Here is a 24,520-nt window from a genome sequence, read left to right as displayed (position 1 = left end):
TCATCCGCATAATTCCGCTCCTGACGAGGCGCCCGTAGCTCAGTTGGATAGAGTACCTGGCTACGAACCAGGCGGTCGGGAGTTCGAATCTCTCCGGGCGCACCATCCTCAGAACAAGAAGAATAAGAAGACAGCACGCACGCGCTGATTTTCAGTTAAAAAGATCCGATCGCCCTGCGTCAGATCTGCAAGTCAAAACAAGATATGCGCCCGTAGCTCAGTTGGATAGAGTACCTGGCTACGAACCAGGCGGTCGGGAGTTCGAATCTCTCCGGGCGCACCAATCTTGAAGAAAACGACCAGCTTGCTGGTCTTTTTTTTGCCCGTCGTTTTTGCCGAAGCAGACGATGGCGCGCATTGCGTTGCATTGAGTGTGCTGTTCCATCGCGCGACGCCGATCTCTGAGCAACGCGCTCGCCGACGTCACAGGCCCGCCTCCAGGGCAATCAGGCCGTGGCAGCAGCCGCGTTCGCGTCGGCAACCACCGTCACCGGCACCAGCGATGTCACCGGATGCCCGGCATCGCGCCATGCATCCAGACCGCCCAACAGTGGCCGCACATCGCGGTACCCGCGCTCGCGCATCCGCGCGGCCAGCCATGCTGCAGACACCTCGTCCGGACACGCGCAGTAGATCACCACGCTACGATCGCGCGGCACGCTGGCAAGGATCTGCGCCAGCTGGCGCTCATCGGCGAACACGGCGCCAGGAATCGTGTATGGCTGCAACTGGCGATAGCCCGGAGCGCGGATATCCAGCACGGTCGGTCGCAGGCTTTCTTCGCCATCCAATAACGGCACCAGCTCCTCTACCGCGATGCGCGCATGCTCCAGCGATCGCAACAGGCTCTGCCGTCGCCACCAGCGCCAACCGACATAGCCGGCCAGCAAGGCCGCCAAGACCACGATCGCGCCCGAGCCGAGTTCGGACAGCAAGGCGAGCACGTCCTGCACCTGACGCGCGAACACAGCACCCACGCCCAGGCCGACCAATGCCCACAACGATGCACCGAAGGCGTCGTATCGCAGGAACGCCGCAGGACGTACCCGCATTGCCCCGGCCATCGGCACCGAGACCATCGACAAGCCCGGCACGAACTTGGCGACCGCCAGCACGCGCACGCCCCAGCGCGAAAAAAAGCGCTCGGTCTGCTTCATGCAGCTGTCGCGTGAGAGCGACAGCCGACACAGCGACTGCAAGGTGCGGTTACCAAAGCGGCGACCGGCCAGATACCAGACCAGATCGCCCAAGAGACTTGCCGCGACAGACACCGCCAACGCCGCAAGCCCGGCCAGCCAGGCATCGCCGCCCCCTTGCAACGCATAGCTGGCACCGACCAGCACCAGGGTCGGCAGCGCTGGCACCGGCAGCCCCAGCGACAACGCCAGCACGTTGGCGAACACCAGCGCCAATCCGTACTGTTCGATCAAGCCTTGCATGCGACGACCCTGCGCGACGGCGGGGCACCATTATCCGCCCTCCCTCACGGCGGCGACTGCCCGGCAGCGACGGAACGATACGTTGCGGCCAAGGCGTGCAACCAGCGCTCGAACAGGCCTTCGCTACGCAAGGCGCGCCGCCACCAGCTCAATGCCTCCCCTTCTTCGCCCGGCCGCCATGCCAGATAAAAGGTTTCGTCGGGCTTGCGGGTGTCCACCTGCACCTCCCGCAGCCGGCCCTCCTGCAGCGCCCCGCGCGCATACGGTTCGGGCAGAAAGCCGTAGCCGGCGCCGGCCAGTTGCAGCAGCAGCTTGGTCTGCATGTCGGGCACGGTGAGCACATCGCGCCCGGAGAGCAGCCCGACCGTGCGCGGCAGCAGGCGCCGCGCCGAGTCCGCCACGGCAATTGCACGGTGTTCGGCCAGCTCCGCCGCGCCCAGCAGGCCGGCTTCCGCCAGCGGAGACGTGGATGCCACGGCAAACACGAACCGCAACGTGCCGATCGGCTCGGCCACATAGCCGCCGCCACTGGGCCCCTCGCCCGCCGCCACGATCAGGTCCACGCGCCTGTCCAGCAGCGCCTCCCAACTGCCTGACAACGACTCGCTCAGCACGCGCAACCGCGTGCTGTCGGCCACGGTGTAGAAGTCCAGGAGCTGCGGCTGCAGCAAGGCCGCAGGCAGCACCGCATCCAGCCCGATCGCAAAATCCGATTCCCAGCCGGAGGCCACGCGCCGCACCCGTACCTCCAGCTCTTGCGCGGCACGCAGCAAGTGGCGCCCCTCGCGCAACAGCTCGCGGCCTGCCTGGGTCGGCGTGGCCTTGGGTCCCATCCGCTCGAACAGCTGCACGCCCAGATCCTCTTCCAGTTTGGACACCGTGTAGGAAATCGTCGAAGGCACCTTGAACAGCACCTTGGCTGCGGCCGCGAACGAGCCACGCCGGTCGATGGCATCCAGGATCTGCAGTGCTTCCAGGCTGATTTTCATTGTTCGAAATTTTCGATGATAGCAGCCAAATCTACTCGCTTTTTGTGCCGGACGCAGAGGTGGAGACTACGCATCAAGCCGCTGGACACCGATCGCCCAGCGCCAAGTTCAAACCTTCCAGGAGAAGCAGCATGTTGAATGTCCGCAAGAGCGAAACCCGTGGCCGCGCCGAACATGGCTGGCTGTCCTCACGCCACACCTTCTCCTTTGCCAGCTATCACGATCCGCGCCATATGGGCATTGGCCCGCTGCGGGTGATCAACGAGGACAAGGTGCAGCCGGGCGAAGGCTTCGGCACCCACGCTCACCGCGACATGGAGATCATTTCCTATGTCCTGGGCGGCGCGCTGGAACACAAGGACAGCATGGGCACCGGCTCGGTCCTGCATTATGGCGACGTGCAGCGGATGAGCGCCGGCAGCGGCGTGACGCACAGCGAGTTCAATCACTCGGCCAGCGAGCCTGTGCACTTCCTGCAGATCTGGGTAATGCCCGAGCGTGCCGGCATCGAGCCAAGCTACGAAGAAAAGCACTTCGATGCCGAGAGCAAGCGTAACCAGTTGCGCTTGATCGCCTCGCCAGGCGGTGACCATGGCTCCCTGCGCCTGCACCAGGACGCACGCCTGTATGCCTCGATCCTGGATGGCCAGGCGCGTTTGCAGCAGCCGCTGGCCGAAGGCCGCATCGGCTACGTGCAGGTGGCCCGCGGCAGCCTGAGCGTCAATGGGCAAGCGCTATCGGCTGGCGACGCGGTGCAGATCGTCGGCGAGCCGGAAATCGTACTGGCCGATGCACGCGATGCCGAAGTCCTGGTGTTCGACCTGCCCAAGTAAAGCAAGGCTGGCTGGATGGCGTACCTGCGCAGGATGGTGTGCGATGCGCTGGCCAGTGCCGAAACAAACAAAGCCCGCTTACGCGGGCTTTGTCTTGTGCGCAGCTTCTTGGGAGCTGACCAACCCTGACGCGGCAGCTGATGGCACGTGGCTTACGCCCTATGCCTTGATGCCCAAGATCCGCGACACGGACATGCGATTTGCGACTGCCGGTTGCGCGCTGCGATCGATGTGTTGCCAATCGCCGCTCGCATCTTTACTGCGGTCGATATGTCGTCGCAGCGGCGCTGATGGCAGCGACTGCCTCAGCACCGCAGGTTCGGGCACTTGCGCCCAGATCCACTACTAAAGGAAGTTGCAATATGTGAGGGCACATCACGACGTCGCTTGCGAAACGCAGTGAACCATCATCACGCCACTTTCGCTGTCGCGCGCCGCGCAGCCTGCGCATCGACCTGCACTGGCGCGCGATCCGCCCCGCCATCCGCATCGCCATTGACCAAGGCGAACAGCGCATCCGCATCGCCTTCCAGCACGCGCGCCGAACGCGCCAGGTCGCCCACCATCTGCGCCTGGTCGCGCGCCTGCACGCCGATCGACTGCAACGCGGTATTGGCGCTGGAAATGTCCAGCGCCTGATCATGGCTGGCAGCGGCGATCTGCTCCACGGTCGCAGTGACGCGCAGGACCGACGTCACCATGTCCTGCATCACCACACCGGCCTGTTCGGCCAGGCGCGAGCCATCGCCGACCTGATCGGTCGCGTTGTCGATCAGGGACCGTATCTCCCTGGCCGACACGCTGCAGCGCTGCGCAAGGCTACGCACTTCGGTCGCCACCACCGCAAAACCGCGCCCCTGTTCGCCCGCACGCGCCGCCTCGACCGCAGCGTTCAGGGCCAGGATGTTGGTCTGAAACGCGATGCCGTCGATCACCTCGATGATCTGACCGATGCGGTCGGTCGCCGAGCGGATGCCGGCGGTGGTCTTGACCACATCGGCAATGACGTCGGCACCGCGCCGCGCCACCGTGGCCGAGTCTTCGGCCATGCGCCGCGCCGAACCGGCATTCTCGGAATTGGCCCGCACCGTTGCGGCCAGCTGATCGATCGTGCTCGAGGTCTGCGCCACCGCAGCAGACTGCGTAGACACGCGACTGACCAGCTCCTGGTTGCTCACGGAAATATGGTGCGCCTCGCGCTGCACGTTCTGCGCAATGCTCATGGTCTGCAGCATCAAATCGCGCATCCGTTCGGCCGAACGCACCTGGTCGGTGACGTCGGTTGCGTATTTGACCACCTTGTAGGGCCGCCCGGAGACGTCCAGGATCGGGTTGTAGGAAGCCTGGATCCATACCGTGCTGCCATCCTTGCGCAGTCGGCGATAACGTCCCGCATCGAACTGGCCGCTCGCCAGTTTTGCCCAGAACTGCCGGTACTCCTCTGACGCGCAGTAGGCCGCATCGACGAACACGCTGTGGTGTTGGCCGATCGCCTCGGCCGCCGGATACCCCATGATGGTCAGGAAGTTTTCGTTCGCACCGAGCACGTTCCCTTGCAGGTCGAACTCGATCACCCCCATGACCTTGTCGATCGCCCGGATACGCCCGTCCGCATCGGCCGAATCGATCACCTGGCGGGTCACGTCGGTGGCGTACTTGACCACCTTGTACGGTCGCCCGTGCTCATCGAGCACCGGGTTGTAGGACGCCTGGATCCACACCTCCCTGCCGTCCTTGCCGATGCGCCGATAGCGGCCCGCATCGAAGGCACCGCGCCCGAGCGAATCCCAGAACGCGCGATACGCAGCCGACTGGCGCGTGCCGGCATCGACAAACATGCCATGGTGCTTGCCGCGAATCTCCTCGAGCCGGTAGCCCATCACGTGCAGGAAATTCTGGTTGGCCGCGAGCACGGTGCCGTCCAGCGAAAACTCGATGACCGCCATCACCTTGTCGATGGCGTCGATGCGCCCCTCGAAGTCGGCTGTCTGGCGTACCTGCGCAGTGATGTCGGTGGCGTACTTCACCACGCGATATGCCTTGCCGGATCGATCCAGCAACGGGTTGTAGGAGGCATTGATCCACACCTCGTGCCCGCGCTTGTCCAGCCGGCAGAAGCGCCCGGCATTGAAGTCGCCGCGCCGCAGCCCTTCCCAGAAGTGCCGATAGCTTTCGCTGTCGCGATCTGCGGCCGTCACGAACATGCGGTGGTGCTGGCCGACCACCTCGTCCAGCCGATACCCCATCAGGGCCAGGAAGTTCGAGTTTGCATCCAGAATGCGACCGTCCAGATCGAACTCGATCACCGCCATCACCCGGTCCACCGCTGCGACCTTGTGTTGCAGCCCGCGACCCCAGAAGGAGAACACACGTCCAAGCAGGTGCGATAGGCGCATCACGTCAACATCCGAGATATGGTTCACGTCCTTAGCGACCCATGCGCCGGTTACTTGACCCCCACCACGTACCGCATCTACAAGGCGGTTCAGATGCGTAAGGCAGCGGCGACGCGCTCCGGCGCGAAGCGGCAATGGCACTGGCCCTGAGTTGCCTTTATGGCATCCCGGGCAGGCGATCCAACGGGGTGCAAGACCTCAATAGCTGCGCTGCCAGCCTCGACTGCCGAATATCGATAGGCCTTTCACGCCGGGTCTTCGGCCCCGGTTCTGGCTTTGGTTGGTTTTGGTTTTGATCCTTATCCTGGATGGTTCGCTGGAGTGCAGTGGCGCATCGCTCCAGTTGCAGCAGCGACAAATCCAACGCTGTACTCTCGCGCGCAGAATCAGCGCCTTCGTACACCACCCGCCTGCATGCGCAAGGCGGCAAAAAACCGAAGTGCCCAAGACGCCATCGATACGAGGCTCATTACTGACGTCGATGCGCCTGGCTCGATGCGCTGCACGGCGCGTTGGCGTACACGACACTGGAGAGTGCTGCTTCGCCAGGTGTCGCGCCCTCTCCGCAAGCGCATGCCACCAACCATGCCAATGGAATGACATGTCAGAGATGCGCCGAAATCCGGCGGAGGGGCAGCGAGCAAGCAGGACGCGACCTCTTCGCAACGCGACAAGGAATCTCACGCTCGCGCTGCAGGCGCCTAAGGCGTCACTATCGACTGTCGAGCGATGCGAGCAAGACCAGGGCCTTCGCTAGCTGGCAACTCTCATGCTTGAGATGCAGCCGGTGAGAGACGCAAAGAATCGTTACCAGCCTCCGGCTAGCAACCGAGCTCGGAGGCGATACTCCCTGAAGCACTGTGGCCGCTGGCGACGCGCGCACAGCGTGACCCTTCGCCGTCCTCACTGATGGCCTGGGTACTGCTGGCAGGAGTGTGCTCCAGGGCGTCTGCAGCGTTGAACCAACGCCAGCGAGCACCCACGGATATCGCAGACTTCGACGACACGCATTGCCGCAGGCGACGCTCTCAAGCAGCATCGCCTTCTCGACGAACCCGCAGCACAAATAAAAACGCCCGCAAATCAGTGATTTGCGGGCGTTTAGAACACTGGCGGAGCGAGAGGGATTCGAACCCTCGATAGAGCTTTTGACCCTATACTCCCTTAGCAGGGGAGCCCCTTCAGCCGCTCGGGCATCGCTCCAGTTTTTTGCTGCCTGCCGCGATGTCCGTGGCAGGCCGCGAAGAATACCGGGTAAGAGGGGCTAACGTAAACCCTTGACAACGATCAATTCGAAGAATCGTCACCGTGATGTGCGCCGGAAGCGACCGGCTCATCCCCACGCTGGATGCGCTGATAGATTTCTTCGCGATGCACAGCCACATCCTTGGGTGCGGTGATACCGATACGCACCTGATTGCCCTTGACGCCGAGAACGGTCACGGTGACCGAGTCGCCGATCATCAAGGTTTCGCCTACCCGGCGAGTGAGGATCAACATTTTGCAAATCTCCTGGAACCGGTGGATTTCCCACCAGCATCGACGGCCTCCTGAGTGAGACGCGCCCTACGTAAAGGGAATAGACCAGAAATGGTAGCGGGACATCCTGCTAGCCAGCAAGGCATAGCAGGACAAGTGTTCAGCCCAAGTGTTGCTTGACCCAGAGGGGCACACCGTCGAGTGCGGTCGCAAGGGCGGGCCCGTCCTCGCCACCACCCTGGGCGAGATCCGGACGGCCGCCGCCCTTGCCGCCGATCTGACTGGCGATGTGACCGAGGAGTTCCCCTGCCTTCACCTTGCCAGTTGGGCTGCCGTTCACACCGGCGACGAGCGCCACCTTGCCGCCCGAAGCGCCAGCCAGCACGATGACCGAATCACCGAGCTGTTGCTTCAGGCGATCCATCGCATCGCGCAGCGCCTTGGCATCGAAGCCCTCCAGACGCACCGCGACAACCTTGACTCCGACAACATCGATCGCGCTAGCGCCCAAATCGGCAGTCGCACCCGACGCCAACTTGGCCTTGAGCGATTCCAGCTCGCGCTCCAGCCGCTTCTGGCGCTCGGTCAGTGCGCGCACCTTGTCCACCACCTCGCTGGTGTTGCCGCCGAGCAGATTGGCCGCTTCCAGCAGGCGACGTTCCTCGTCAGCCACATAGTCCAGCGCGCCCTGCCCGGTCACCGCTTCGATACGACGCACGCCCGACGACACGCCGCCTTCGGAGGTGATCTTGAACAAGCCGATGTCGCCGGTGCGGGTGACGTGGGTACCGCCACACAGCTCAGTGGAATAGCCGCCCATCTTGAGCACGCGGACGTTTTCTCCGTACTTCTCGCCGAACAGCGCCATCGCGCCGAAATCCAGCGCCTCCTGCATGGCCATGTTGTGCACTTCCACGCCATGGTTGGCGCGCACTTCGGCGTTGACCTTGCGCTCGATCACAGCGAGCTCGTCGGCAGTGATCGGCTGGAAGTGCGAGAAGTCAAAGCGCAGACGATCAGGCGCGACCAGCGAACCCTTCTGTTGCACATGCGTTCCCAGGACTTCGCGCAGGGCGGCGTGAAGTAGATGGGTGGCCGAGTGGTTGAGGATGGTCTTGCCGCGACGTTGCGTGTCGATCCCGCCGGCAAGCACATCGCCAAGCGCGAGCGCGCCTTCGCTGATGCGCCCCACATGCCCGTGGAACTGGCCTGCGAACTTCTGCGTATCGGTAACGTTGATCGACACGCCGGGGCCGCTCAGCTGGCCGCTGTCGCCGACCTGGCCGCCCGACTCGGCATAGAACGGCGTGCGGTCGGTGAACACGATCACCTCATCGCCCGCTTCCGCACGTTCGACCGGGCGGCCCTGCTTGAGCAGTGCCACGACCTTGAGGGCATCGGCATCGTACACTTCGTAGCCCAGGAACACGGTCGGCGACATGCTGGCGACCAGGTCCGCCGGCAATGCGACGCCACCGCCGAACTTGCCAGCCGCGCGCGCCGTCTCGCGCTGGCGCTCCATCGCGAACTCGAAGCCCTCCATGTCCACGCGCATGCCGCGCTCGCGCGCGATGTCGGCAGTCAGGTCGACCGGGAAGCCGTAAGTGTCGTACAGCCGAAACGCGTCGGCGCCCGGGATGATGTCCTGCGAGCGCGATGCGACCTCGTCGAAGATCTTCATGCCGGCGTCCAGCGTCTCGGCAAAGCGCTCTTCTTCGGCCAATAGCGCGCGCGCCACAGTGTCCTGCGCCACCACCAGCTCGGGATAGGCTTCGCCCATCAGCTCCACCAGCGTGGGCACCATCTTGCTGAAGAACGGCTGGCGCACGCCCAACATCCAACCATGGCGCAGCGCACGCCGGATGATCCGGCGCAGCACATAGCCGCGGCCTTCGTTGGAGGGCAACACGCCATCGACGATGAGGAAAGAACAGGCGCGGATGTGATCGGCGATTACCCGCAGCGACTTATTCTCCAGATCGGTGATGCCGGTCAGCGCACTGGCCTTGCCGATCAACGCCTGGAACAGGTCGATTTCATAGTTGGTATGGACGTGCTGCAGGATCGCAGCCAGACGCTCCAAGCCCATGCCCGTGTCCACGCACGGCGCCGGCAGCGGCACCAGGGTGCCGTCGGGCTGGCGATCGAACTGCATGAAGACCAGGTTCCAGATCTCGATGAAGCGGTCGCCGTCTTCATCCGGGGACCCCGGTGGACCACCGGCGATGTGATCGCCGTGGTCGAAGAAGATTTCGGTACACGGGCCGCAAGGGCCGGTATCGGCCATCTGCCAGAAATTGTCCGACGCGTAGGGGGCACCCTTGTTGTCGCCAATGCGCACGATGCGGCTTTCAGGGATGCCGATCATGTCGCGCCACAACGCGAAGGCTTCTTCGTCGGTGTGATAGACGGTGACCAGCAGGCGGTCGGCCGGCAGCTTCCAGACCTGGGTCAACAGTTCCCATGCCCAGGCGATGGCGTCCTTCTTGAAATAGTCGCCGAACGACCAGTTGCCGAGCATTTCGAAGAAGGTGTGGTGGCGTGCAGTGTAGCCCACCGAGTCCAGATCGTTGTGCTTGCCACCGGCACGCAGGCAGCGCTGCACGTCTGCAGCACGGACGTAGCTGCGCTTCTCCGCGCCAAGGAAGACGTCCTTGAACTGGACCATGCCGGAGTTGGTAAACAGCAAGGTGGGGTCGTTGCCCGGCACCAGCGGCGCGGATGGCACGATGGTGTGGCCCTTCCCCTCGAAGAACGCGAGGAAGTCACTACGAATCTGGGAAGTGCTGAATTTGGCAGGTGCGTTCATGTGCTGGCATTGGGCGGGCGGCAGTCCCGGTCACCCAATGACATGTGGGCGCAGATGAGCGGAACAACCTGAAACCACGAAGGGTAGCAGGCCTGACGCCCTCAGTCCTCAAGGTCGAAGCGCGTGGCGGCGCGAATGCTGTTGCCGTCGAAACCCCGCCGGGCCAGCAGATCGGCGGCCTTGCGCCGCTGCGGAAGGTCGGTTGGGCCTTGTTCGCCGAACCGACGGCGGATCAGGTCGCGCGCGTTTTCGGTCCAATCCCCTTCGAAGGTCGCCAAAGCGGCACTGATGGCCTCGCTATCCAGGCCATGGGTCCCGAGCTCGGCACGAATATGCAGCGGGCCATAACCAGAACCGGCGCGATTGCGCACCACTGCAGCAGCGAAGCGGGTGTCGTCCTGCCATCCCTCGTCCGTGAGCCGATCGACGGCCGCCTGCGCCGCATCTGGCTCGATTCCGCGAGCCAGCAGCTTGCGGTTCAATTCCTTGCGCGAATGTTCGCGCCGCACCAATAGGCCGAGTGCACGCTGGACCGGCGTCTGTTCCTTGAACCGGCGCCCCCGCTTTGGTGCGGGCTCTTGCTCGTCCATCGTTGAGGTGTCCCGAATGGCCAAGATCAGTTACGACATCAATGCGCCGTCCATGGCGCCTGCCCTCCTGGCCTTCGATAGATCTACCGCGAGAAGCGACGGCACTGACTCCGCCGTCCCCGCGATAGAAAAACTTCAAACACGCTCGAACCTGTTGCCCCAGCGCCGGGCGGACGTGGGCGGCAATGGAGCGGTGGCGTACCGTGCGAGGTTCCGCCCACCGCTCACCAACAGCATCACCGTCACCGATTCCCGGCAAACCGACTCCGGCGACTGGTGATGTTGTGCGGCTGCAACTTATTCCTTGTCTTCGTCGTCGCCGGCCTCGCGCGGTGCTTCGGCAGGCTGGAACTTCTCACGCAACTCGGCTTCCAGCCGGGTCGCAACCTGCGGGTTGTCGCGCAGGTAGGTCCGCGCGTTGTCCTTGCCCTGCCCGATGCGCTCATCGCCGTAGCTGTACCAGGCGCCGGCCTTGTCGACCAGCTTGGCTTCCACGCCCATGTCGATCAATTCGCCCTCGCGGCTGATGCCTTCGCCATACAGGATTTCGGTCACGACCTGCTTGAACGGAGGCGCCAGCTTGTTCTTGACCACCTTGATCTTGGTCTGGTTGCCGATGATCTCGTCGCCCTTCTTGATCGCACCGATACGGCGGATATCCAGACGCACCGAGGCGTAGAACTTCAGCGCGTTGCCGCCGGTGGTCACTTCCGGGCTCTGGCCCGGCATCATGACGCCGATCTTCATGCGCAGCTGATTGATGAAGACCACCAGCGTGTTGGAGCGCTTGATATTGCCGGTGAGCTTGCGCAGCGCCTGGCTCATCAGGCGAGCCTGCAAACCAGGCAACTGGTCGCCCATCTCGCCTTCGATTTCCGCCTTTGGCGTCAGTGCGGCAACCGAGTCGACCACCACGATATCAACCGAACCCGAGCGCACCAGCATGTCGGCAATTTCCAGTGCCTGCTCACCGGTATCGGGCTGCGACAGCAGCAGGTCGTCGACGTTGACGCCCAGCTTGGCCGCATAAATCGGGTCCAGCGCGTGCTCGGCGTCGATGAAGGCAGCGGTGCCGCCGTTCTTCTGGCACTGGGCGATGGCTTGCAGGGTCAAGGTGGTCTTGCCGGAGGATTCCGGGCCGTAGATTTCGACCACGCGGCCCTTCGGCAGGCCGCCGATCCCCAGGGCGATATCCAGCATCAACGAGCCGGTCGGGATGACTTCGACTGCCTCGATGACGCGGTCGCCCATGCGCATGACCGAGCCCTTGCCGAATTGCTTTTCGATCTGGCTCAGTGCGGCGGAAAGGGCGCGCTTCTTGTTCTCGTCCATCTGGGTGATCCTCGTCAGTGATTTCGGTATGGGGCTAATGTAGCGGCGGGGTATCGCACAGGCTGAGACTGCAGGCGACACACTCAGATTAGGGAGGCGGAAGGTCCCGCGGCAGCGGGAAATCCTGCGGTGCCAGCTCGGAGAAACGCCGGCACGGCCATCGGCGCAGACCTCAGCGGTTAGGCCTCAACAGTCCGCAATACAGTCCTTCAATCGCGAAATCCTGATCCGGTAGCACCTCAATGGGCGCGTAGTCCGGATTGCGCGGCAACAGCCGGATGCGGTCCTTGCCGATCTTCAGCAGCTTTACCGTGATTTCCTCATCGATCCGCGCCACCACGATCTGCCCCGAGCGCGCGTCGCGGGTACGGTGCACGCCGATCAGATCGCCATTGAAGATGCCTTCGTCGCGCATCGAATCGCCTTGCACCTTGAGCAGATAATCCGGCGAGGGCGAGAAAAACACACGATCCAGTACAACGAAGTCGTCCGAGCCGATATCGGCACCGATCGGCAAACCCGCCGCAACGCGGCCCAGCACCGGCAGGCGCAGCACATCGTCGCGGGCCGCCTCGCTCACCGGAGCCGTGCGTGTCTGCGCACCCTGCCCGGCCAGCCGTATCCCGCGCGCCTGGCCTGGAACGCGGCGGATCGCCCCCGCATGCTCCAGCGCTTCCAGGTGATATTGCGCCGCGCGGACGCCCTTGAAGCCGAACGCGCGCGCGATCTCGGTCTGCGACGGCGGAACACCATCGGCATCGATGCGCTCGGCGATCAAGGCCAGGATTGCTTGCTGGGTGTCGGTCAGGTCCATGGTTAGTAGTATTACTACTAACGAGCGCCTGCGCAAGTGTTCGCCGCGCCGTGCCCGCAGGCCACCACGATGCCCCGCGCGTCGCGCGCTAGCGCCGGCTTCTCCAGATCGAAAACAGGATCCAGATGCCGCATAGCGCCGCGCCGATGAAACCGCCCACGCCCAGCGCGAGCAACCAGCGGCTGGCGCTCCCGCCGACGCTGTTCATGACGATGGAGGAGCCGATCACCAACGCGGCAGTCACGATCCCCATCGTGAGGCGATTGGCCGCGCGGTCGACCTGCTCGCCGAACTCGCGCAATGCGCGTGTTTCGATCTGAAGCTGCAGCTTGCCGCGGCGTGCGGCTTGCAACAGGCGCTTGAGGTCGCGCGGCAGATCGCCGATCAGGTCGATCGCGCCAGTCACGGTCCGCCGGCCGCGCCGCACGATGGCGCGCGGCGCATAGCGCTGCAACACCACGCGTTCCAGATACGGGCGCGCCTCGGTGGCCATGTCGAAATCCGGATCGAGCTGACGCCCCATGCCTTCCAGGGTGAGAAAGGCCTTGATCATCAGCGCCAGATCCGATGGCAGCGTCAGTCCGTGATCGCGCAGGATGGAAGTGACGTCGCCAAGCATTGCGCCAATACGCAATTCTTTCAGCGGCACGCCGCGATACTCGTCGACGAACGCGCCGATGTCTTGCTGCAAACGCGCCTCGTCGATCTCCAGGCTGGTGCCCGCCCATTCCAGCAAGACGTCGATCACTGCTTCGGCGTCGTAGCTGACCATGCCGTGCAGCAGCTGTGCGACCTGAAACCGACGCTGCTCGGAGACGCGCCCGACCATGCCGAAATCGATGACCGCGATGCGCCCATCGCGCAGGTAAAAAATGTTCCCCGGATGCGGGTCGGCGTGGAAGCAGCCATCCTGCAACACCATCTTGAGCACGATGCCGGCACCGGCACGTGCGAGCGCCCTGCGATCCAGGCCGGCCGCATCGACGGCGAGCAGATCGCGCCCCGGAATTCCATCGATGAATTCCTGCACGTTGAGCGACTCGCAGGTCCACTCCCAGTACACCGCCGGCACCACCACCTGCGTATCGTGCGCGAAGTTGGCGGCGATGCGTTCGGCGTTGCGCCCCTCCGCAGCGAAGTCCAGCTCGCGTCGCAGCGAAACGGTAAATTGCTGCACCACCTCGGAAGGACGGTAGCGCTTGAGATCCGGTGCGCGGGTTTCGACGATTTCAGCAAGCCGGGCGAGCAGGCGCAGATCCGCGTCGATGGTGTCACCGATATCGGGACGACGAATCTTCAATACCACCGGCGTGCCATCGACCAACCACGCGCGATGGGTCTGTGCCAGCGAGGCGGCTGCCAGCGGCTGTTCGTCCAGGCGCGCGAAGACGGTTTCCGGCTCCATGCCCAACGCAGCGACCAGCTGTGGGCGAATCTGCTCGAACGGCAGCGCCGGCACCGCGTTCTGCAGCTCGCTCAATTCTTCGATCCACTCCGGTGGCAGCAGATCCACACGCGTGGCCAGCACCTGGCCCAGTTTGACGAAGGTGGGTCCGAGCTCTTCCAGTGCACGCCGCACGCGCATCGCTGCGGACATGCGCAACCGGCCCTCGGCGTTCTGCCAATGCAACAGCCTGCCGGCGCGCTCAAGCACATCGGCCATGCCGATACGACGCACCACATCGCCGAAGCCGTAGCGGATCAGGACCGAGGCGATTTCCTGCAGCCGCCCAAGATCACGTACCGTGCCGAGTGCTTCCCACATCAGCGCACCGCCTGCGAGCGCGTTGCGCTCAGGCAATGCGTGACACTGCAGTAGATAGCAGCCTGCAACGCGGCGATCGATGGGACAGGAGCAAGAAACGAATGCATTGGCACGCGGGGCGGTGAGCGGACCTTGTTTGTAGCCGATCTGCCCTCCGCTGTCGCGCTCTCGCCTCGTCCAAGCTCAGCGCAGGTTACAAGGCGCGCGCGGTACATGCGCAACAGGCAGCGTTCGCTGATGAGCTGCCTGCACCCGGGTTGCGCCATTGTCGCTTCGCAGCCTCGTTGCTGGATGTGCCAAGTAACGCGTCCGCGCAGCGTGCTGCAGCGGCGTGTCGACAACGAGGCCCAGCCAGTTCTTGGGACGGCGCTCGGTCACGGCCTTGGGTTTCCAGGCTGTGCGAGATTGCGCCGAAAATGGGGCGCCGCGGATCTGCTGCCGAACGCCATCAGCGAACCCGACGACCGCTAAAGCAACGCGCTCAACCCGCGCAATGCTGCAACGACGGTCTGACGACGCACCGCATCGCGGTCGCCATTGAACTGGAACAGTTGTGCGGTGGCATAACCGCCACGGCGTTTCCAGCCGATCCAGACCGTGCCGACCGGCTTGTCCTCACTGCCGCCGCCAGGCCCGGCGATGCCGGTCACCGCCACCGCGATGCTTGCGCCGGAATTCACCAGGGCGCCAGAGACCATTTCGATCACCGTTTCGCGACTGACCGCCCCGTGCACTTCCAAGGTCTGTGGGCGGACACCGAGTAGCGCCTGCTTGGCCTCGTAGCTATAGGCGGCCATGCCGCAATCGAACCAGTGCGAGGAGCCGGCGACATCGGTCACCGCCTTGGCGATCCAGCCACCCGTACAACTCTCGGCAGTGACCAGGCGCTCGCGCGCGGCAAGCAATTGCTGCCCGAGGGCTTCGGCCAGCTGCTGCAGTTCGGAATCGGCGGAAAAAGACATGGGCACGGCAAGGAGGGGGCAGCGGACGTTTTAGCCCAATTCGTCGCGCCTGTCTGCCGCTGGCGCCGATTCCGGCTGGGCGCGAGGTGGCCAGGGTTCAGTGGCGATGTGCGGCCAATATGCGGTACGACGGGTCTGGACGGGCTTGCATGTGCGCCGAGGTGCCGGCCGCACGTGGTCAACGTGCAGCGCCGCCTCCAAGCACCGAATCACCGCACCCAGGGCGTCATTCCTGATCACAGGTGTGATGCGCCACATGAGCGCACCACTGCACTCTTGCGCAGCACCCACTGCTCATATTGATTTTCTGTGAGTTCCGGCTGGCCGGGACGAGGCCTGGCAACTGCCGCACAGCGACGCGCTCCACCCTGCCCCATTCGCCTTGAAGCAGCAGCACGGTCGTGTGCGACCGACCGTGCCGCGCCTATCACGCTTCCCAGTCTTCGCGACGATCCGGCAGCATCGCGCGCAGCGGCGCACCGTCCTGCCCGGCGGCCAACCGCTCGGCCTCGACCATCGGCAGATCGACCTCGAGCAACCAACCATCTTCGTCGGATTGCTCATTGCGCACCACTTCCAGCTGATGCAGCCTGGAACGCAGGCGACCGGCAGACGGTGGTAACCGTAGCTGGCCGGTCAGGTGGCGCAGATCCAGCCGCTGGCCGAGCGCGTGCTGCAATTCTTCCAGCCCACGTCCGTCGCGCGCCGACACCCAGACACGCTCGCGGCGTGCCGGGTCAGGAATGCCGTCCTGCGCGTCGTGGCGCACTTCGGCGCCCTCGATCTTGTCGATCTTGTTGAATACCAGCAGTTGCGGCAGATCGCCGGCACCGACGGCCCGCAACACTTCATCGACCTGCAGGATGCGTTCTTCGCGCAACGGGTCTGCTGCATCGACGACGTGCAGCAACAGATCGGCATCGCGCGCCTCCGACAGCGTGGAGCGGAATGCGGCGACCAGCTCGTGCGGAAGATCGCGCACGAAGCCGACCGTGTCGGCAAGAATCGCGCTGCCACCCGGCAACGCAATGCGTCGCACGGTGGGGTCGAGCGTGGCGAACAATTGATCCGCCACGTAAGCCTCTGCACCGGTCAACACATTGAACAATGTCGACTTGCCGGCATTGGTGTAGCCGACCAGTGCAATCCGTGGCAATTCGCTGCGCATCCGCGCACGACGCATCTGGGTGCGCTGCACCTCGACCTTTTCCAGCCGCTGCTGCAACTGTTCGACGCGTTTTTGCAGCAGGCGGCGGTCGGTTTCCAGCTGGGTTTCGCCGGGGCCGCGCAGGCCGATGGAGCCACCGCGCTGACGCTCCAAGTGCGTCCAGCCACGTACCAACCGCGTGGCCATGTGACGCAACTGCGCCAGCTCCACCTGCAGCTTGCCTTCGTGGCTGCGCGCACGTTGCGCGAAGATGTCCAGGATCAACCCGGTGCGGTCGATCACACGCCGCTCCAGATACCGCTCCAGGTTGCGCTCCTGGCCGGGCGACAAAGTGTGGTTGACCAGCACCAGATCGGCACCGGTGGCCTCGGCTGCGGCCTTGACCTCTTCCAGCTTGCCGCTACCGATCAAGGTCGACGGGCTGGGCTTATCGATGCGCGCGGTGAGCGTGGCGGCCACCGTGGCGCCCGCCGACTTTGCAAGGTCGGCGAACTCCTCCATCACATCGTCTTCGGCAGGCCCGCCGGAGTGGGTCTGTATCAATAACGCGTGTTCACCCTTGCGGGACCGATCAAACACGCACTGCTCCGTTACTGCTCGACGTCGTCATCTTCCGCCTGATTGCCTTCATTGGATTGCACATACCCACCACCGGGCCCCACGCGCACATTGCGCGCCGGCACCACCGTGGAAATGGCGTGCTTGTACACCATCTGACTCACGGTATTGCGCAGCAGGACCACGAATTGGTCGAACGACTCGATCGTGCCCTGCAGCTTGATGCCATTGACCAGATACACCGACACGGGCACCCGCTCGCGCCGCAGCGCATTGAGGAATGGGTCCTGTAAAGATTGCCCCTTAGCCATCGAAAAATCCTCTTCATTATTGTTCTTATTGTTCCGGTCGACACCTGCTATCCCCAGCCGGTCCCGGAAACGGGATGTTACACGCCTGAAGCCTGCCGTACAGCGGGACGATCAGCGAGGAAGCCGACAATTGCGTCCTCCAATTGATGGCGGTCACGCTCCGGGTCGAACCAGCGCGCGTCCAGCTCGCCGCGCAGCCAGGTGAGCTGTCGCTTGGCCAGTTGCCGGGTCGCCTGGATCGCCTTGTCGCGGAACTCGGCCAGGCCGCCAGCCCCGTCCAGGTACTGCCAGGCCTGGCGGTAGCCGACCGCGCGCACGGCCGGCAAATCCAGCGGCGCTGCCACCGCCTGCATCTGCGGCAGCGCCCGCAGACGCTGCACTTCCCCCAGAAAATCCTGCGCCAACATCGCATCCAGCCGGTGTGCGATCCGTGCATGCAGCACCGCGCGCTCGCGTGGGGCCAAGACCACCTTCAACACGCGTACCGGCAGGCGCGGCCCTGGCGGTAGCGCCTGCCACGCGCTGATCGGCCGCCCGCTGATGCGGTAGACCTCCAGCGCCCGCTGGACCCGCTGCGGGTCGGTCGCATGAATGCGCGCTGCCGCAACCGGGTCCACACGTGCCAGTTGTGCGTGCAAGCCGGCCCAACCGATATGCTGAGCTTCGGCCGCGATGGATGCACGCACCGTTTGGTCGGCCTCGGGCAGGTGCGACAAACCTTCCAGCAGTGCACGAAAATACAGCCCGGTGCCGCCGGCCAGAATCGGCAATTTGCCGCGCGCCACGATTTGCGCGATCGCCTGGCGTGCATCGGTGGCGAACTCCGCTGCCGAATACACCTGCCAGGGATCGCGCAGGTCGAGCAGATGATGCGGCACCGCCGCGCGCATTGGCGCGTCCGGCTTGGCCGCACCGATCTCCAGGCCGCGATACACCAGCGCCGAATCGACGCTGACGATTTCCCCGTTCCAGCGCTCCGCAGCTTCCAGCGCCAGCGCCGTCTTGCCGCTGGCGGTGGGGCCCATCACGGCGATCGCCAGCGGGCGTTGGTCGACAGGCATCAGTCCTCGTCCGGCCAACGAATCGTGGGCGCGGCGGGCGCGCTGACACGCGGTACGGGAATCGCCGCCATCGCCGTCCATACCTTCAACGCATCCACGGTTGCCGCCACATCGTGCACGCGCAGCAGCAGCGCGCCATGTTGTGCGGCGATCAGATGCGCGGCCACCGAGCCGTGCACACGTTCGGCGGCGATCTGGCGCCCGGTCAGTTCGCCGATGCTGCGTTTGCGCGACAGCCCGGCCAGCACCGGCAAACCGAATTCCTGCAGCCGCTGCAGCTGCGCAAGCAAAGTGAGGTTGTGCGGGGTGGTCTTATCGAAGCCAAAGCCCGGGTCCAGGATCAGCCGGCGCTTGTCGATGCCGGCCATCTCGGCAGCGAAGATGCGCTCGGCCAGAAACCGGTGCACTTCACCCACGATATCGTCGTAGTGCGGCGCATCCTGCATGGCGTGTGGCGCGCTGCGCGCATGCATCAAGACCACAGGCACGCGCAGGTCCGACGCCGCCTCCAGCGCACCGGGCGAACGCAGGGCATAGACGTCGTTGACCATGCCGGCGCCGGCCGCGACCGCCGCGCGCATGACCTCCGGTTTGAACGTATCCACGCTGATCGGCACGCTGGTGCGCTGGGCCAGCACCTCGATCACCGGAACGACCCGCTGCAGTTCTTCTTCAACCGAGACCGCCGCAGCGCCCGGGCGGGTGGATTCACCACCGACATCCAGCACCGCAGCGCCCTGCTCCACCAACGCCAGCCCATGCGCGATCGCCGCTTCGCAGGTCGCATGCTGGCCGCCGTCGGAGAACGAATCGGGTGTGACATTGACGATACCCATCACCTGCGGTGCATCCAGTCGCAGGCTGCGGCCGGCGCAATCCAGTGTGAGGGTGGTATCAAACATCGGCAGTGTCTCCTGGGTTGATGATGGTCGCCCATACGTGGGCATCGATGCGGCCCGATAACGCATCAAGGCCGGGAATTGCTCCCCGGCCTTGATGGATGCCTCGCAGATCAGTGCATGGCCGGCTTAGAGTTGCTCGGCGGGTCCGGCGATGGGCGGCAACGGACGCGGGCTACCCTTGTCGTTGTTGTTGCCACCGTCCTTATCGGACTTGCCCCAACCCGCCGGCGGCGGCGGCTCGCGGCCTTCCATGATGGCGTCGATCTGAGGCACGTCGATGGTCTCGTACTGCAGCAACAACTGCGACATCGCGTGCAGCTTGTCCAGATTCTCGGTGAGGATGGTCTTGGTCTTGCTGTAGGCCTTGTCCAGGATCGAGCGCACGACTTCGTCGATCTTGCGCGCGGTTTCGTCGGAGACGTTCTTGTGCTGGGTCACCGAACGGCCCAGGAACACCTCATCCTCTTCCTCGCCATAGGCCACCGGGCCAAGCTCGTCGGACAGCCCCCACTTGGTCACCATGTTGCGCGCCATCTTGGTGGCCCGCTCGATGTCGTTGGACGCACCGGTAGTGACCTTGTCGCCACCGAAGATCAGCTCTTCGGCAACGCGACCACCGTACAGCGAGCACAGCTGCGATTCGATCGCCACGCGGTTCATCGAGTAGCGGTCGCCTTCCGGCAGATACATCGTCACGCCGAGGGCGCGGCCGCGCGGAATGATGGTGACCTTGTAGACCGGGTCGTGCTCCGGCACCAGGCGGCCGACGATGGCGTGGCCTGCCTCGTGATACGCGGTGAGGGTCTTCTCGTCCTCGCTCATGGCCATCGAGCGGCGCTCGGCACCCATCAGAATCTTGTCGCGGGCACGGTCGAAGTGGTCCATGCGGACTTCCTTCTCGCTGCCACGCGCCGCGAACAACGCTGCTTCGTTGCACAGGTTAGCCAAGTCGGCGCCAGAGAAACCCGGGGTACCGCGGGCGATGACCATCGGCACGACATCCTCGGCCAACGGCAGCTTGCGCATGTGCACGCGCAGGATCTGTTCGCGACCCTTGACGTCCGGCAGGCCGACCACGACCTGGCGGTCGAAACGGCCAGGACGCAGCAGCGCCGGATCCAACACGTCCGGCCGGTTGGTCGCCGCGATCACGATCACGCCTTCGCCGCCTTCGAAACCGTCCATTTCGACCAGCAACTGGTTCAGGGTCTGCTCGCGCTCGTCATGCCCGCCGCCGAGACCGGCACCGCGATGACGGCCCACCGCATCGATTTCGTCGATGAAGATGATGCACGGCGCGTGCTTCTTGGCCTGCTCGAACATGTCGCGCACGCGGCTGGCACCCACGCCGACGAACATTTCCACGAAGTCCGAGCCGGAGATGCTGAAGAACGGCACCTTGGCCTCGCCGGCGATCGCCTTGGCGAGCAGGGTCTTACCGGTACCCGGCGGGCCGACCATCAGCACGCCGCGCGGAATCTTGCCGCCCAGCTTGGTGAACTTGGTCGGGTCGCGCAGGAAGTCCACCAGTTCGCCGACTTCTTCCTTGGCCTCGTCGCAACCGGCAACGTCGGCAAAGGTGATCTTGATCTGGTCTTCGCCCTGCAGCTTGGCGCGCGACTTGCCGAAGCTCATCGCCCCCTTGGCACCGCCGCCACCGCCCTGCATCTGGCGCATGATGAACAGCCAGAAGCCGATGATCAGGATGACCGGGAGGAAATTGAGTACCAACGACCAGAAGCCAGGCCCGGTCGAGGGCTTCTGGCGGGTCATTTCGATGTTCTTGCTGTACAGCACGTCGACCAGCTTGTCGTCGCGCGGACCGTAGACTGTGGCTTCGCTGCCGTCGGTGCGCTTGAAGCGGATCGCGTTGACGGCCAGGTTGGTTTCATCGGTGTAATCCACCGATTTGACGCGCCCGGAGTCCACTTCCTTCAGGAACTGGGTATAGGTGATCGAGTCGGCACCGACGCCGCCCGCCATCCGCGGCGAGAAGCTCTGGAAGACAACCATCAGCACAACTGCGACGACCACCCACAGCAGCAGATTCTTGGTCAAGTCGTTCATCCTCATTGGCTCCGGTGCCCTCTACTCTTCGATGCTTGAAATACGATGGTCATTGGCAGCTTACTTGATCTGGACACGCTTGCCCTGACCGAGCGCATAAACTTCCGGGGAGCGCTTGCGCGAGGCCGCCGGCTTGCGAATCGTCACCTTCTCATAGCGGCGGCGAAGCTCGCGAATGTAGTCGTCGGACCCGACACCCTGGAACAGCTTGATCAGGAACGCCCCGCCCGGCTTGAGGTGGGTGTCGGCAAATTCCATGGCCAGTTCCGCCAGGTGCATCATCCGCGGTTGGTCGACCGCATCCATGCCACTCTTATTGGGGGCCATATCCGACAGCACAAGGTCCACCGGCACATCGCCCAGCATCGCTTCGAATTGGGATAGGACGGCCTGCTCCCTGAAGTCGCCGTGAAGGAACTCCACGCCCGCCAGGGCCGGCATGTCCAAAATATCCAGCGCCACCACCCGGCCGCTGTCGCCCATGGATTTGCGCACCTGTTGCGACCACCCGCCCGGGGCCGCGCCCAGATCGACCACCACCATGCCCGGCTTGAGCAGGCGGTCGCGCTGCAGCAACTCTTCCAGCTTGTAGGCCGCGCGCGAGCGCATGCCCTCGGCCTGGGCCTTCTTCACGTAAGGGTCGGCGAAGTGTTCCTTGAGCCAGCGCTGGCTGCTTTTACTGCGGGAAGGCATTGGCAAAGGGGTCCGAACGGGTCGCCATGATACCCTGAACACCCTTTGCTTCCCTTCGATCCTGCATGTCCATTGTTCTCACCTCCGCCCAGAACCGTTTCCTGCGCGGCCAGGCCCACGACCTCAAAGCCTTGCTGCAGACCGGCGGCAAAGGGGTCACGCCGGCATTTCTGGCTGAACTCGAGGAAGTACTCGAGCGCCACGAACTGGTCAAGGTGAAGGTGGCATCGGAGGATCGCGAGACACGTGATGCGCTGATTGCCGAGCTGATCGAACAAACCGGCAGTGCGTTGGTACAGCGCATCGGCCACGTCGCCATCCTGTACCGCCCCAGTAAAGAAAAGCGCCAGATCGTGCTGCCGCGCGGCTGAGCCAGCGAGTTCGTCATGCCTTTAAGTCAGGAACACCCCGATTACGCCTACGCGCTGCGCGCGGCCGACGGCCGCCATGCCAAGGTGAACGAGCAGATCCTGCAGCAGAGCTTCATCCTGATGCCGGATGAGCTGGTAGAGCACTGGCCGGTCCAGACGCTGGAGCAACTCCAGGCCAGTCACATGGAGGCGGTGCTGGCGCTCAACCCGGCCGTGATCCTGCTCGGCACCGGCGAACGCCAGTTATTCCCCAGGACCGACGTGCTGGCGGCCTGCCTGACCCGCGGCATCGGCCTGGAGGCGATGACCAATGCCGCCGCCGCACGCACCTACAACGTGCTGGCCAGCGAAGGCCGGCGGGTGGCCTTGGCGATGGTGTTGCCGGGCTGATTGGCTTGGGACGGGATTCGGGAATCGGGATTGGGGATTCGTAAGAGCGGGCTTCCGCAAGCTGCGCCTTCAATCGCCAAACCAGGCTAGAGCGTCAATTGGTCCAAGTGGTGAGTCCGAAGAACCCACTCTCTTTCCGGATACGAACAGCCCAGGGCCGTTGCGAATCCCGACTCCCAACTCCCCAATCTCATTTCTTCGGCAAATACAGCAGCGGATCGACCGGCTTGCCGTTGTAGCGGATCTCGAAGTGCAACATGTCGCGGGAGGCGCCGCTGCGGCCCATTTCGGCAATTTGCTGCCCCGCCTTGACGCTCTGGCCCTCGTTGAGCAGGCGCTTGCGGTTGTGACCGTACGCGGATAGCCACTGGTCGTTGTGCTTGATGATGATCAGCTCGCCGTAGCCGACCAGGCCGGCGCCGGAATACACCACCACGCCATCGGCGGCGGCACGCACGGCCTGACCGCTGGTGCCGGCGATGTCCACGCCCTGCTTGGTGGTTTCGCCAGTGACGAAGGTGCCCACCACGACGCCATCGGCCGGCCAACGCCACGAAAATCCGCTACTGACCGGTGCGGCGATCGGCGCGACGGGGCGCGGCGGGGCCACGGTGCCGCCAGCCACCGGCGCGCTGCCACCCGGCTTGCTGGTACCGGGCGGATACAACTTGAGCGTCTGGCCGGGATAGATGGTGTTTGGGGAAGACAGGCCATTCCAGGCGGCCAGATCCGCGGCGGTGATATTGGTCCGGCGCGAGATCGCGTACAGGGTGTCGCCGCGCTGCACGGTGACCGTGGCACCCGGACGCGGCACCGAAGGACGCGGCGCGGCGCTGGGGCGCGACGACGACCCGCCACCGCTCGCTCCGGGCGAACGCACCACCGTTGCGCTGCTGCAGGCGGTCAGTCCGATGGCCATTGCGAGCATGACTGCTGTCTTGCGTGCCGAATTCATCTGCGTCTTGCTCATCCGTTCGTTGTCTTCCACACCAACCAGCCCGCACCGACCGCCAGCACCGCCATTGCAACCCAGCCCAGCGGCTCGATCCAGCGATGCAGCGCCGCTTCGGCCCGCGCACCGCCCAGGCGGATCGCGCCGGCCACCAGATACACGCGCTTGCCGCGCCCGACCAACATGCTGGCGATGAATGGCAGGATCGGCACGCCGACCACGCCCGAGGCCCAGGTAAAGATCTTCAGCGGGATCGGGGTGAACCCGACCAGGACCAGCGCCCAGAACGCCTTCCACGGCGAATCGGCCACCAGCGTGCGCAGGGTTTCGATCTGCTGCTGGATCTTCGCGCTCCAGCCCAGCCATTCGATCAGCGGCTGCAGCGCGGCGAAGGCGAAATGGCCAAGCAGATAACCGACCAGGGCGCCGCAGATCGAGCCGATCAGGCTCAGGGTCGCAAACCAGAGCGAGCGCTTGGGCTCGGCCAGCGACATCGGTGCCAACATCACTTCCGGCGGCACCGGGAAAATGAAGCCCTCAACGAAGCTGAGACCGGTCAGCAGCGCGGGTGCGCGGCGATGGCGCGACCAACGGATGGCCACGTCGTACAACGGCCCAAAAATCTTCATCGAAGAACTC

At 64.3% G+C, this 24,520-nt stretch carries 22 protein-coding genes and 3 tRNA genes; 6 read left to right on the top strand and 19 right to left on the bottom strand.

Annotation, left to right across the window (positions count from 1 at the left end):
• The first annotated feature begins 28 nt into the window (after positions 1-28).
• Positions 29-105, top strand: a tRNA-Arg gene (locus ACDH77_RS08630).
• 101 nt (positions 106-206) lie between these two features.
• Positions 207-283, top strand: a tRNA-Arg gene (locus tag ACDH77_RS08625).
• Between the two features lie 163 nt (positions 284-446).
• On the opposite strand, the gene ACDH77_RS08620 is transcribed toward ACDH77_RS08625, so the two are convergent.
• Both ACDH77_RS08620 and ACDH77_RS08615 read right to left on the bottom strand, forming a co-directional pair.
• Positions 447-1,439: a DedA family protein/thiosulfate sulfurtransferase GlpE gene (locus ACDH77_RS08620; RefSeq protein WP_218539626.1), complete on the bottom strand. Its 993-nt coding sequence runs from the start codon at positions 1,437-1,439 to the stop codon at positions 447-449.
• A gap of 44 nt (positions 1,440-1,483) precedes the next feature.
• Positions 1,484-2,428: a LysR substrate-binding domain-containing protein gene (locus ACDH77_RS08615; RefSeq protein WP_372353823.1), complete on the bottom strand. Its 945-nt coding sequence runs from the start codon at positions 2,426-2,428 to the stop codon at positions 1,484-1,486.
• Between the two features lie 131 nt (positions 2,429-2,559).
• Between ACDH77_RS08615 and ACDH77_RS08610 the strand changes: the two genes are divergently transcribed.
• Positions 2,560-3,261 (top strand): pirin family protein, encoded by a 702-nt coding sequence (locus ACDH77_RS08610; RefSeq protein WP_011347116.1) that lies wholly within the window; start codon positions 2,560-2,562, stop codon positions 3,259-3,261.
• A gap of 410 nt (positions 3,262-3,671) precedes the next feature.
• Here the strand turns inward: ACDH77_RS08610 and ACDH77_RS08605 are convergent, their stop codons facing one another.
• The 5 genes from ACDH77_RS08605 to recX form a co-directional block, all read right to left on the bottom strand.
• Entirely contained in the window at positions 3,672-5,630 is a 1,959-nt protein-coding gene (locus ACDH77_RS08605) for a PAS domain-containing methyl-accepting chemotaxis protein (protein ID WP_057681477.1), read from the bottom strand.
• A gap of 1,137 nt (positions 5,631-6,767) precedes the next feature.
• Positions 6,768-6,860 (bottom strand) — tRNA-Ser (locus tag ACDH77_RS08600).
• 84 nt (positions 6,861-6,944) lie between these two features.
• Complete coding sequence (gene csrA, locus ACDH77_RS08595) at positions 6,945-7,157, bottom strand: carbon storage regulator CsrA (RefSeq protein WP_003481884.1); 213 nt, start codon at positions 7,155-7,157, stop codon at positions 6,945-6,947.
• 139 nt (positions 7,158-7,296) lie between these two features.
• Complete coding sequence (alaS, locus tag ACDH77_RS08590) at positions 7,297-9,945, bottom strand: alanine--tRNA ligase (protein ID WP_372353822.1); 2,649 nt, start codon at positions 9,943-9,945, stop codon at positions 7,297-7,299.
• A 101-nt stretch (positions 9,946-10,046) separates the two neighbouring features.
• A complete protein-coding gene (gene recX, locus ACDH77_RS08585; RefSeq protein ID WP_029819218.1) occupies positions 10,047-10,535 on the bottom strand; it encodes a recombination regulator RecX in 489 nt (162 codons plus the stop codon).
• Between the two features lie 16 nt (positions 10,536-10,551).
• Between recX and ACDH77_RS08580 the strand changes: the two genes are divergently transcribed.
• The gene (locus tag ACDH77_RS08580; RefSeq protein WP_008574633.1) at positions 10,552-10,815 is read left to right on the top strand and encodes a hypothetical protein; all 264 of its coding nucleotides are present in this window, start codon (positions 10,552-10,554) and stop codon (positions 10,813-10,815) included.
• 17 nt (positions 10,816-10,832) lie between these two features.
• On the opposite strand, the gene recA is transcribed toward ACDH77_RS08580, so the two are convergent.
• The 10 genes from recA to rlmE all read right to left on the bottom strand — a co-directional run bounded on the left by recA (position 10,833) and on the right by rlmE (position 22,168).
• Positions 10,833-11,867 (bottom strand): recombinase RecA, encoded by a 1,035-nt coding sequence (gene recA, locus ACDH77_RS08575; RefSeq protein WP_008574635.1) that lies wholly within the window; start codon positions 11,865-11,867, stop codon positions 10,833-10,835.
• A gap of 172 nt (positions 11,868-12,039) precedes the next feature.
• Positions 12,040-12,681: a transcriptional repressor LexA gene (gene lexA, locus ACDH77_RS08570; RefSeq protein WP_008574637.1), complete on the bottom strand. Its 642-nt coding sequence runs from the start codon at positions 12,679-12,681 to the stop codon at positions 12,040-12,042.
• 88 nt (positions 12,682-12,769) lie between these two features.
• Positions 12,770-14,446, bottom strand: coding sequence for a 2-polyprenylphenol 6-hydroxylase (ubiB, locus tag ACDH77_RS08565; protein ID WP_008574639.1), 1,677 nt, complete (start codon positions 14,444-14,446; stop codon positions 12,770-12,772).
• 467 nt (positions 14,447-14,913) lie between these two features.
• Positions 14,914-15,408 carry a CinA family protein gene (locus ACDH77_RS08560; protein WP_008574640.1) on the bottom strand — a complete coding sequence of 165 codons (495 nt, stop codon included), beginning with the start codon at positions 15,406-15,408 and terminating at the stop codon, positions 14,914-14,916.
• 427 nt (positions 15,409-15,835) lie between these two features.
• Positions 15,836-17,155 (bottom strand): ribosome rescue GTPase HflX, encoded by a 1,320-nt coding sequence (hflX, locus tag ACDH77_RS08555; RefSeq protein ID WP_031422298.1) that lies wholly within the window; start codon positions 17,153-17,155, stop codon positions 15,836-15,838.
• An 11-nt stretch (positions 17,156-17,166) separates the two neighbouring features.
• Positions 17,167-17,445 (bottom strand): RNA chaperone Hfq, encoded by a 279-nt coding sequence (gene hfq / locus ACDH77_RS08550; protein WP_005915027.1) that lies wholly within the window; start codon positions 17,443-17,445, stop codon positions 17,167-17,169.
• Between the two features lie 77 nt (positions 17,446-17,522).
• A complete protein-coding gene (gene miaA / locus ACDH77_RS08545) occupies positions 17,523-18,506 on the bottom strand; it encodes a tRNA (adenosine(37)-N6)-dimethylallyltransferase MiaA (RefSeq protein WP_218558760.1) in 984 nt (327 codons plus the stop codon).
• Positions 18,506-19,408, bottom strand: coding sequence for a dihydropteroate synthase (gene folP / locus ACDH77_RS08540; RefSeq protein ID WP_372353821.1), 903 nt, complete (start codon positions 19,406-19,408; stop codon positions 18,506-18,508). Before folP ends, miaA begins: the two co-directional genes overlap by 1 nt.
• A 126-nt stretch (positions 19,409-19,534) precedes the next feature.
• Positions 19,535-21,475, bottom strand: coding sequence for an ATP-dependent zinc metalloprotease FtsH (ftsH, locus tag ACDH77_RS08535; RefSeq protein ID WP_014089977.1), 1,941 nt, complete (start codon positions 21,473-21,475; stop codon positions 19,535-19,537).
• A 60-nt stretch (positions 21,476-21,535) separates the two neighbouring features.
• Positions 21,536-22,168 carry a 23S rRNA (uridine(2552)-2'-O)-methyltransferase RlmE gene (rlmE, locus tag ACDH77_RS08530; RefSeq protein WP_005915021.1) on the bottom strand — a complete coding sequence of 211 codons (633 nt, stop codon included), beginning with the start codon at positions 22,166-22,168 and terminating at the stop codon, positions 21,536-21,538.
• A gap of 65 nt (positions 22,169-22,233) precedes the next feature.
• Here rlmE and yhbY point away from each other — a divergent pair, with 65 nt between their 5' ends.
• Complete coding sequence (gene yhbY / locus ACDH77_RS08525; protein ID WP_005915020.1) at positions 22,234-22,539, top strand: ribosome assembly RNA-binding protein YhbY; 306 nt, start codon at positions 22,234-22,236, stop codon at positions 22,537-22,539.
• Positions 22,540-22,554: 15 nt separating this feature from the next.
• Entirely contained in the window at positions 22,555-22,929 is a 375-nt protein-coding gene (locus ACDH77_RS08520) for an Mth938-like domain-containing protein (protein ID WP_008577332.1), read from the top strand.
• 190 nt (positions 22,930-23,119) lie between these two features.
• On the opposite strand, the gene ACDH77_RS08515 is transcribed toward ACDH77_RS08520, so the two are convergent.
• Positions 23,120-23,899 carry a peptidoglycan DD-metalloendopeptidase family protein gene (locus ACDH77_RS08515; protein ID WP_011347105.1) on the bottom strand — a complete coding sequence of 260 codons (780 nt, stop codon included), beginning with the start codon at positions 23,897-23,899 and terminating at the stop codon, positions 23,120-23,122.
• Positions 23,896-24,510 (bottom strand): YqaA family protein, encoded by a 615-nt coding sequence (locus ACDH77_RS08510; RefSeq protein WP_003481846.1) that lies wholly within the window; start codon positions 24,508-24,510, stop codon positions 23,896-23,898. Before ACDH77_RS08510 ends, ACDH77_RS08515 begins: the two co-directional genes overlap by 4 nt.
• Positions 24,511-24,520: the final 10 nt, after the last annotated feature.

Origin of the sequence: Xanthomonas axonopodis pv. maculifoliigardeniae, from assembly GCF_041519315.1 — a bacterium.
In the GTDB taxonomy this organism is placed as follows: Bacteria; Pseudomonadota; Gammaproteobacteria; order Xanthomonadales; family Xanthomonadaceae; genus Xanthomonas; species Xanthomonas euvesicatoria.
Note: the sequence above shows the minus strand (reverse complement) of the source record. Positions and strands in the feature narration are given on the sequence as shown.

What these genes read in the sequence shown, in the direction of transcription:
- rlmE (WP_005915021.1), bottom strand. Translation starts at nt 22,168, where the DNA reads ATGCCTTCCCGCAGTAAAAGCAGCCAGCGCTGGCTCAAGGAACACTTC.
- folP (WP_372353821.1), bottom strand. Translation starts at nt 19,408, where the DNA reads ATGTTTGATACCACCCTCACACTGGATTGCGCCGGCCGCAGCCTGCGA.
- csrA (WP_003481884.1), bottom strand. Translation starts at nt 7,157, where the DNA reads ATGTTGATCCTCACTCGCCGGGTAGGCGAAACCTTGATGATCGGCGAC.
- ACDH77_RS08520 (WP_008577332.1), top strand. Translation starts at nt 22,555, where the DNA reads ATGCCTTTAAGTCAGGAACACCCCGATTACGCCTACGCGCTGCGCGCG.
- alaS (WP_372353822.1), bottom strand. Translation starts at nt 9,945, where the DNA reads ATGAACGCACCTGCCAAATTCAGCACTTCCCAGATTCGTAGTGACTTC.
- hfq (WP_005915027.1), bottom strand. Translation starts at nt 17,445, where the DNA reads ATGGCTAAGGGGCAATCTTTACAGGACCCATTCCTCAATGCGCTGCGG.
- ACDH77_RS08515 (WP_011347105.1), bottom strand. Translation starts at nt 23,899, where the DNA reads ATGAGCAAGACGCAGATGAATTCGGCACGCAAGACAGCAGTCATGCTC.
- ACDH77_RS08615 (WP_372353823.1), bottom strand. Translation starts at nt 2,428, where the DNA reads ATGAAAATCAGCCTGGAAGCACTGCAGATCCTGGATGCCATCGACCGG.
- ftsH (WP_014089977.1), bottom strand. Translation starts at nt 21,475, where the DNA reads ATGAACGACTTGACCAAGAATCTGCTGCTGTGGGTGGTCGTCGCAGTT.
- ubiB (WP_008574639.1), bottom strand. Translation starts at nt 14,446, where the DNA reads ATGTGGGAAGCACTCGGCACGGTACGTGATCTTGGGCGGCTGCAGGAA.
- ACDH77_RS08510 (WP_003481846.1), bottom strand. Translation starts at nt 24,510, where the DNA reads ATGAAGATTTTTGGGCCGTTGTACGACGTGGCCATCCGTTGGTCGCGC.
- yhbY (WP_005915020.1), top strand. Translation starts at nt 22,234, where the DNA reads ATGTCCATTGTTCTCACCTCCGCCCAGAACCGTTTCCTGCGCGGCCAG.
- ACDH77_RS08610 (WP_011347116.1), top strand. Translation starts at nt 2,560, where the DNA reads ATGTTGAATGTCCGCAAGAGCGAAACCCGTGGCCGCGCCGAACATGGC.
- lexA (WP_008574637.1), bottom strand. Translation starts at nt 12,681, where the DNA reads ATGGACCTGACCGACACCCAGCAAGCAATCCTGGCCTTGATCGCCGAG.
- recA (WP_008574635.1), bottom strand. Translation starts at nt 11,867, where the DNA reads ATGGACGAGAACAAGAAGCGCGCCCTTTCCGCCGCACTGAGCCAGATC.
- ACDH77_RS08560 (WP_008574640.1), bottom strand. Translation starts at nt 15,408, where the DNA reads ATGTCTTTTTCCGCCGATTCCGAACTGCAGCAGCTGGCCGAAGCCCTC.
- miaA (WP_218558760.1), bottom strand. Translation starts at nt 18,506, where the DNA reads ATGCCTGTCGACCAACGCCCGCTGGCGATCGCCGTGATGGGCCCCACC.
- ACDH77_RS08580 (WP_008574633.1), top strand. Translation starts at nt 10,552, where the DNA reads ATGGCCAAGATCAGTTACGACATCAATGCGCCGTCCATGGCGCCTGCC.
- ACDH77_RS08620 (WP_218539626.1), bottom strand. Translation starts at nt 1,439, where the DNA reads ATGCAAGGCTTGATCGAACAGTACGGATTGGCGCTGGTGTTCGCCAAC.
- recX (WP_029819218.1), bottom strand. Translation starts at nt 10,535, where the DNA reads ATGGACGAGCAAGAGCCCGCACCAAAGCGGGGGCGCCGGTTCAAGGAA.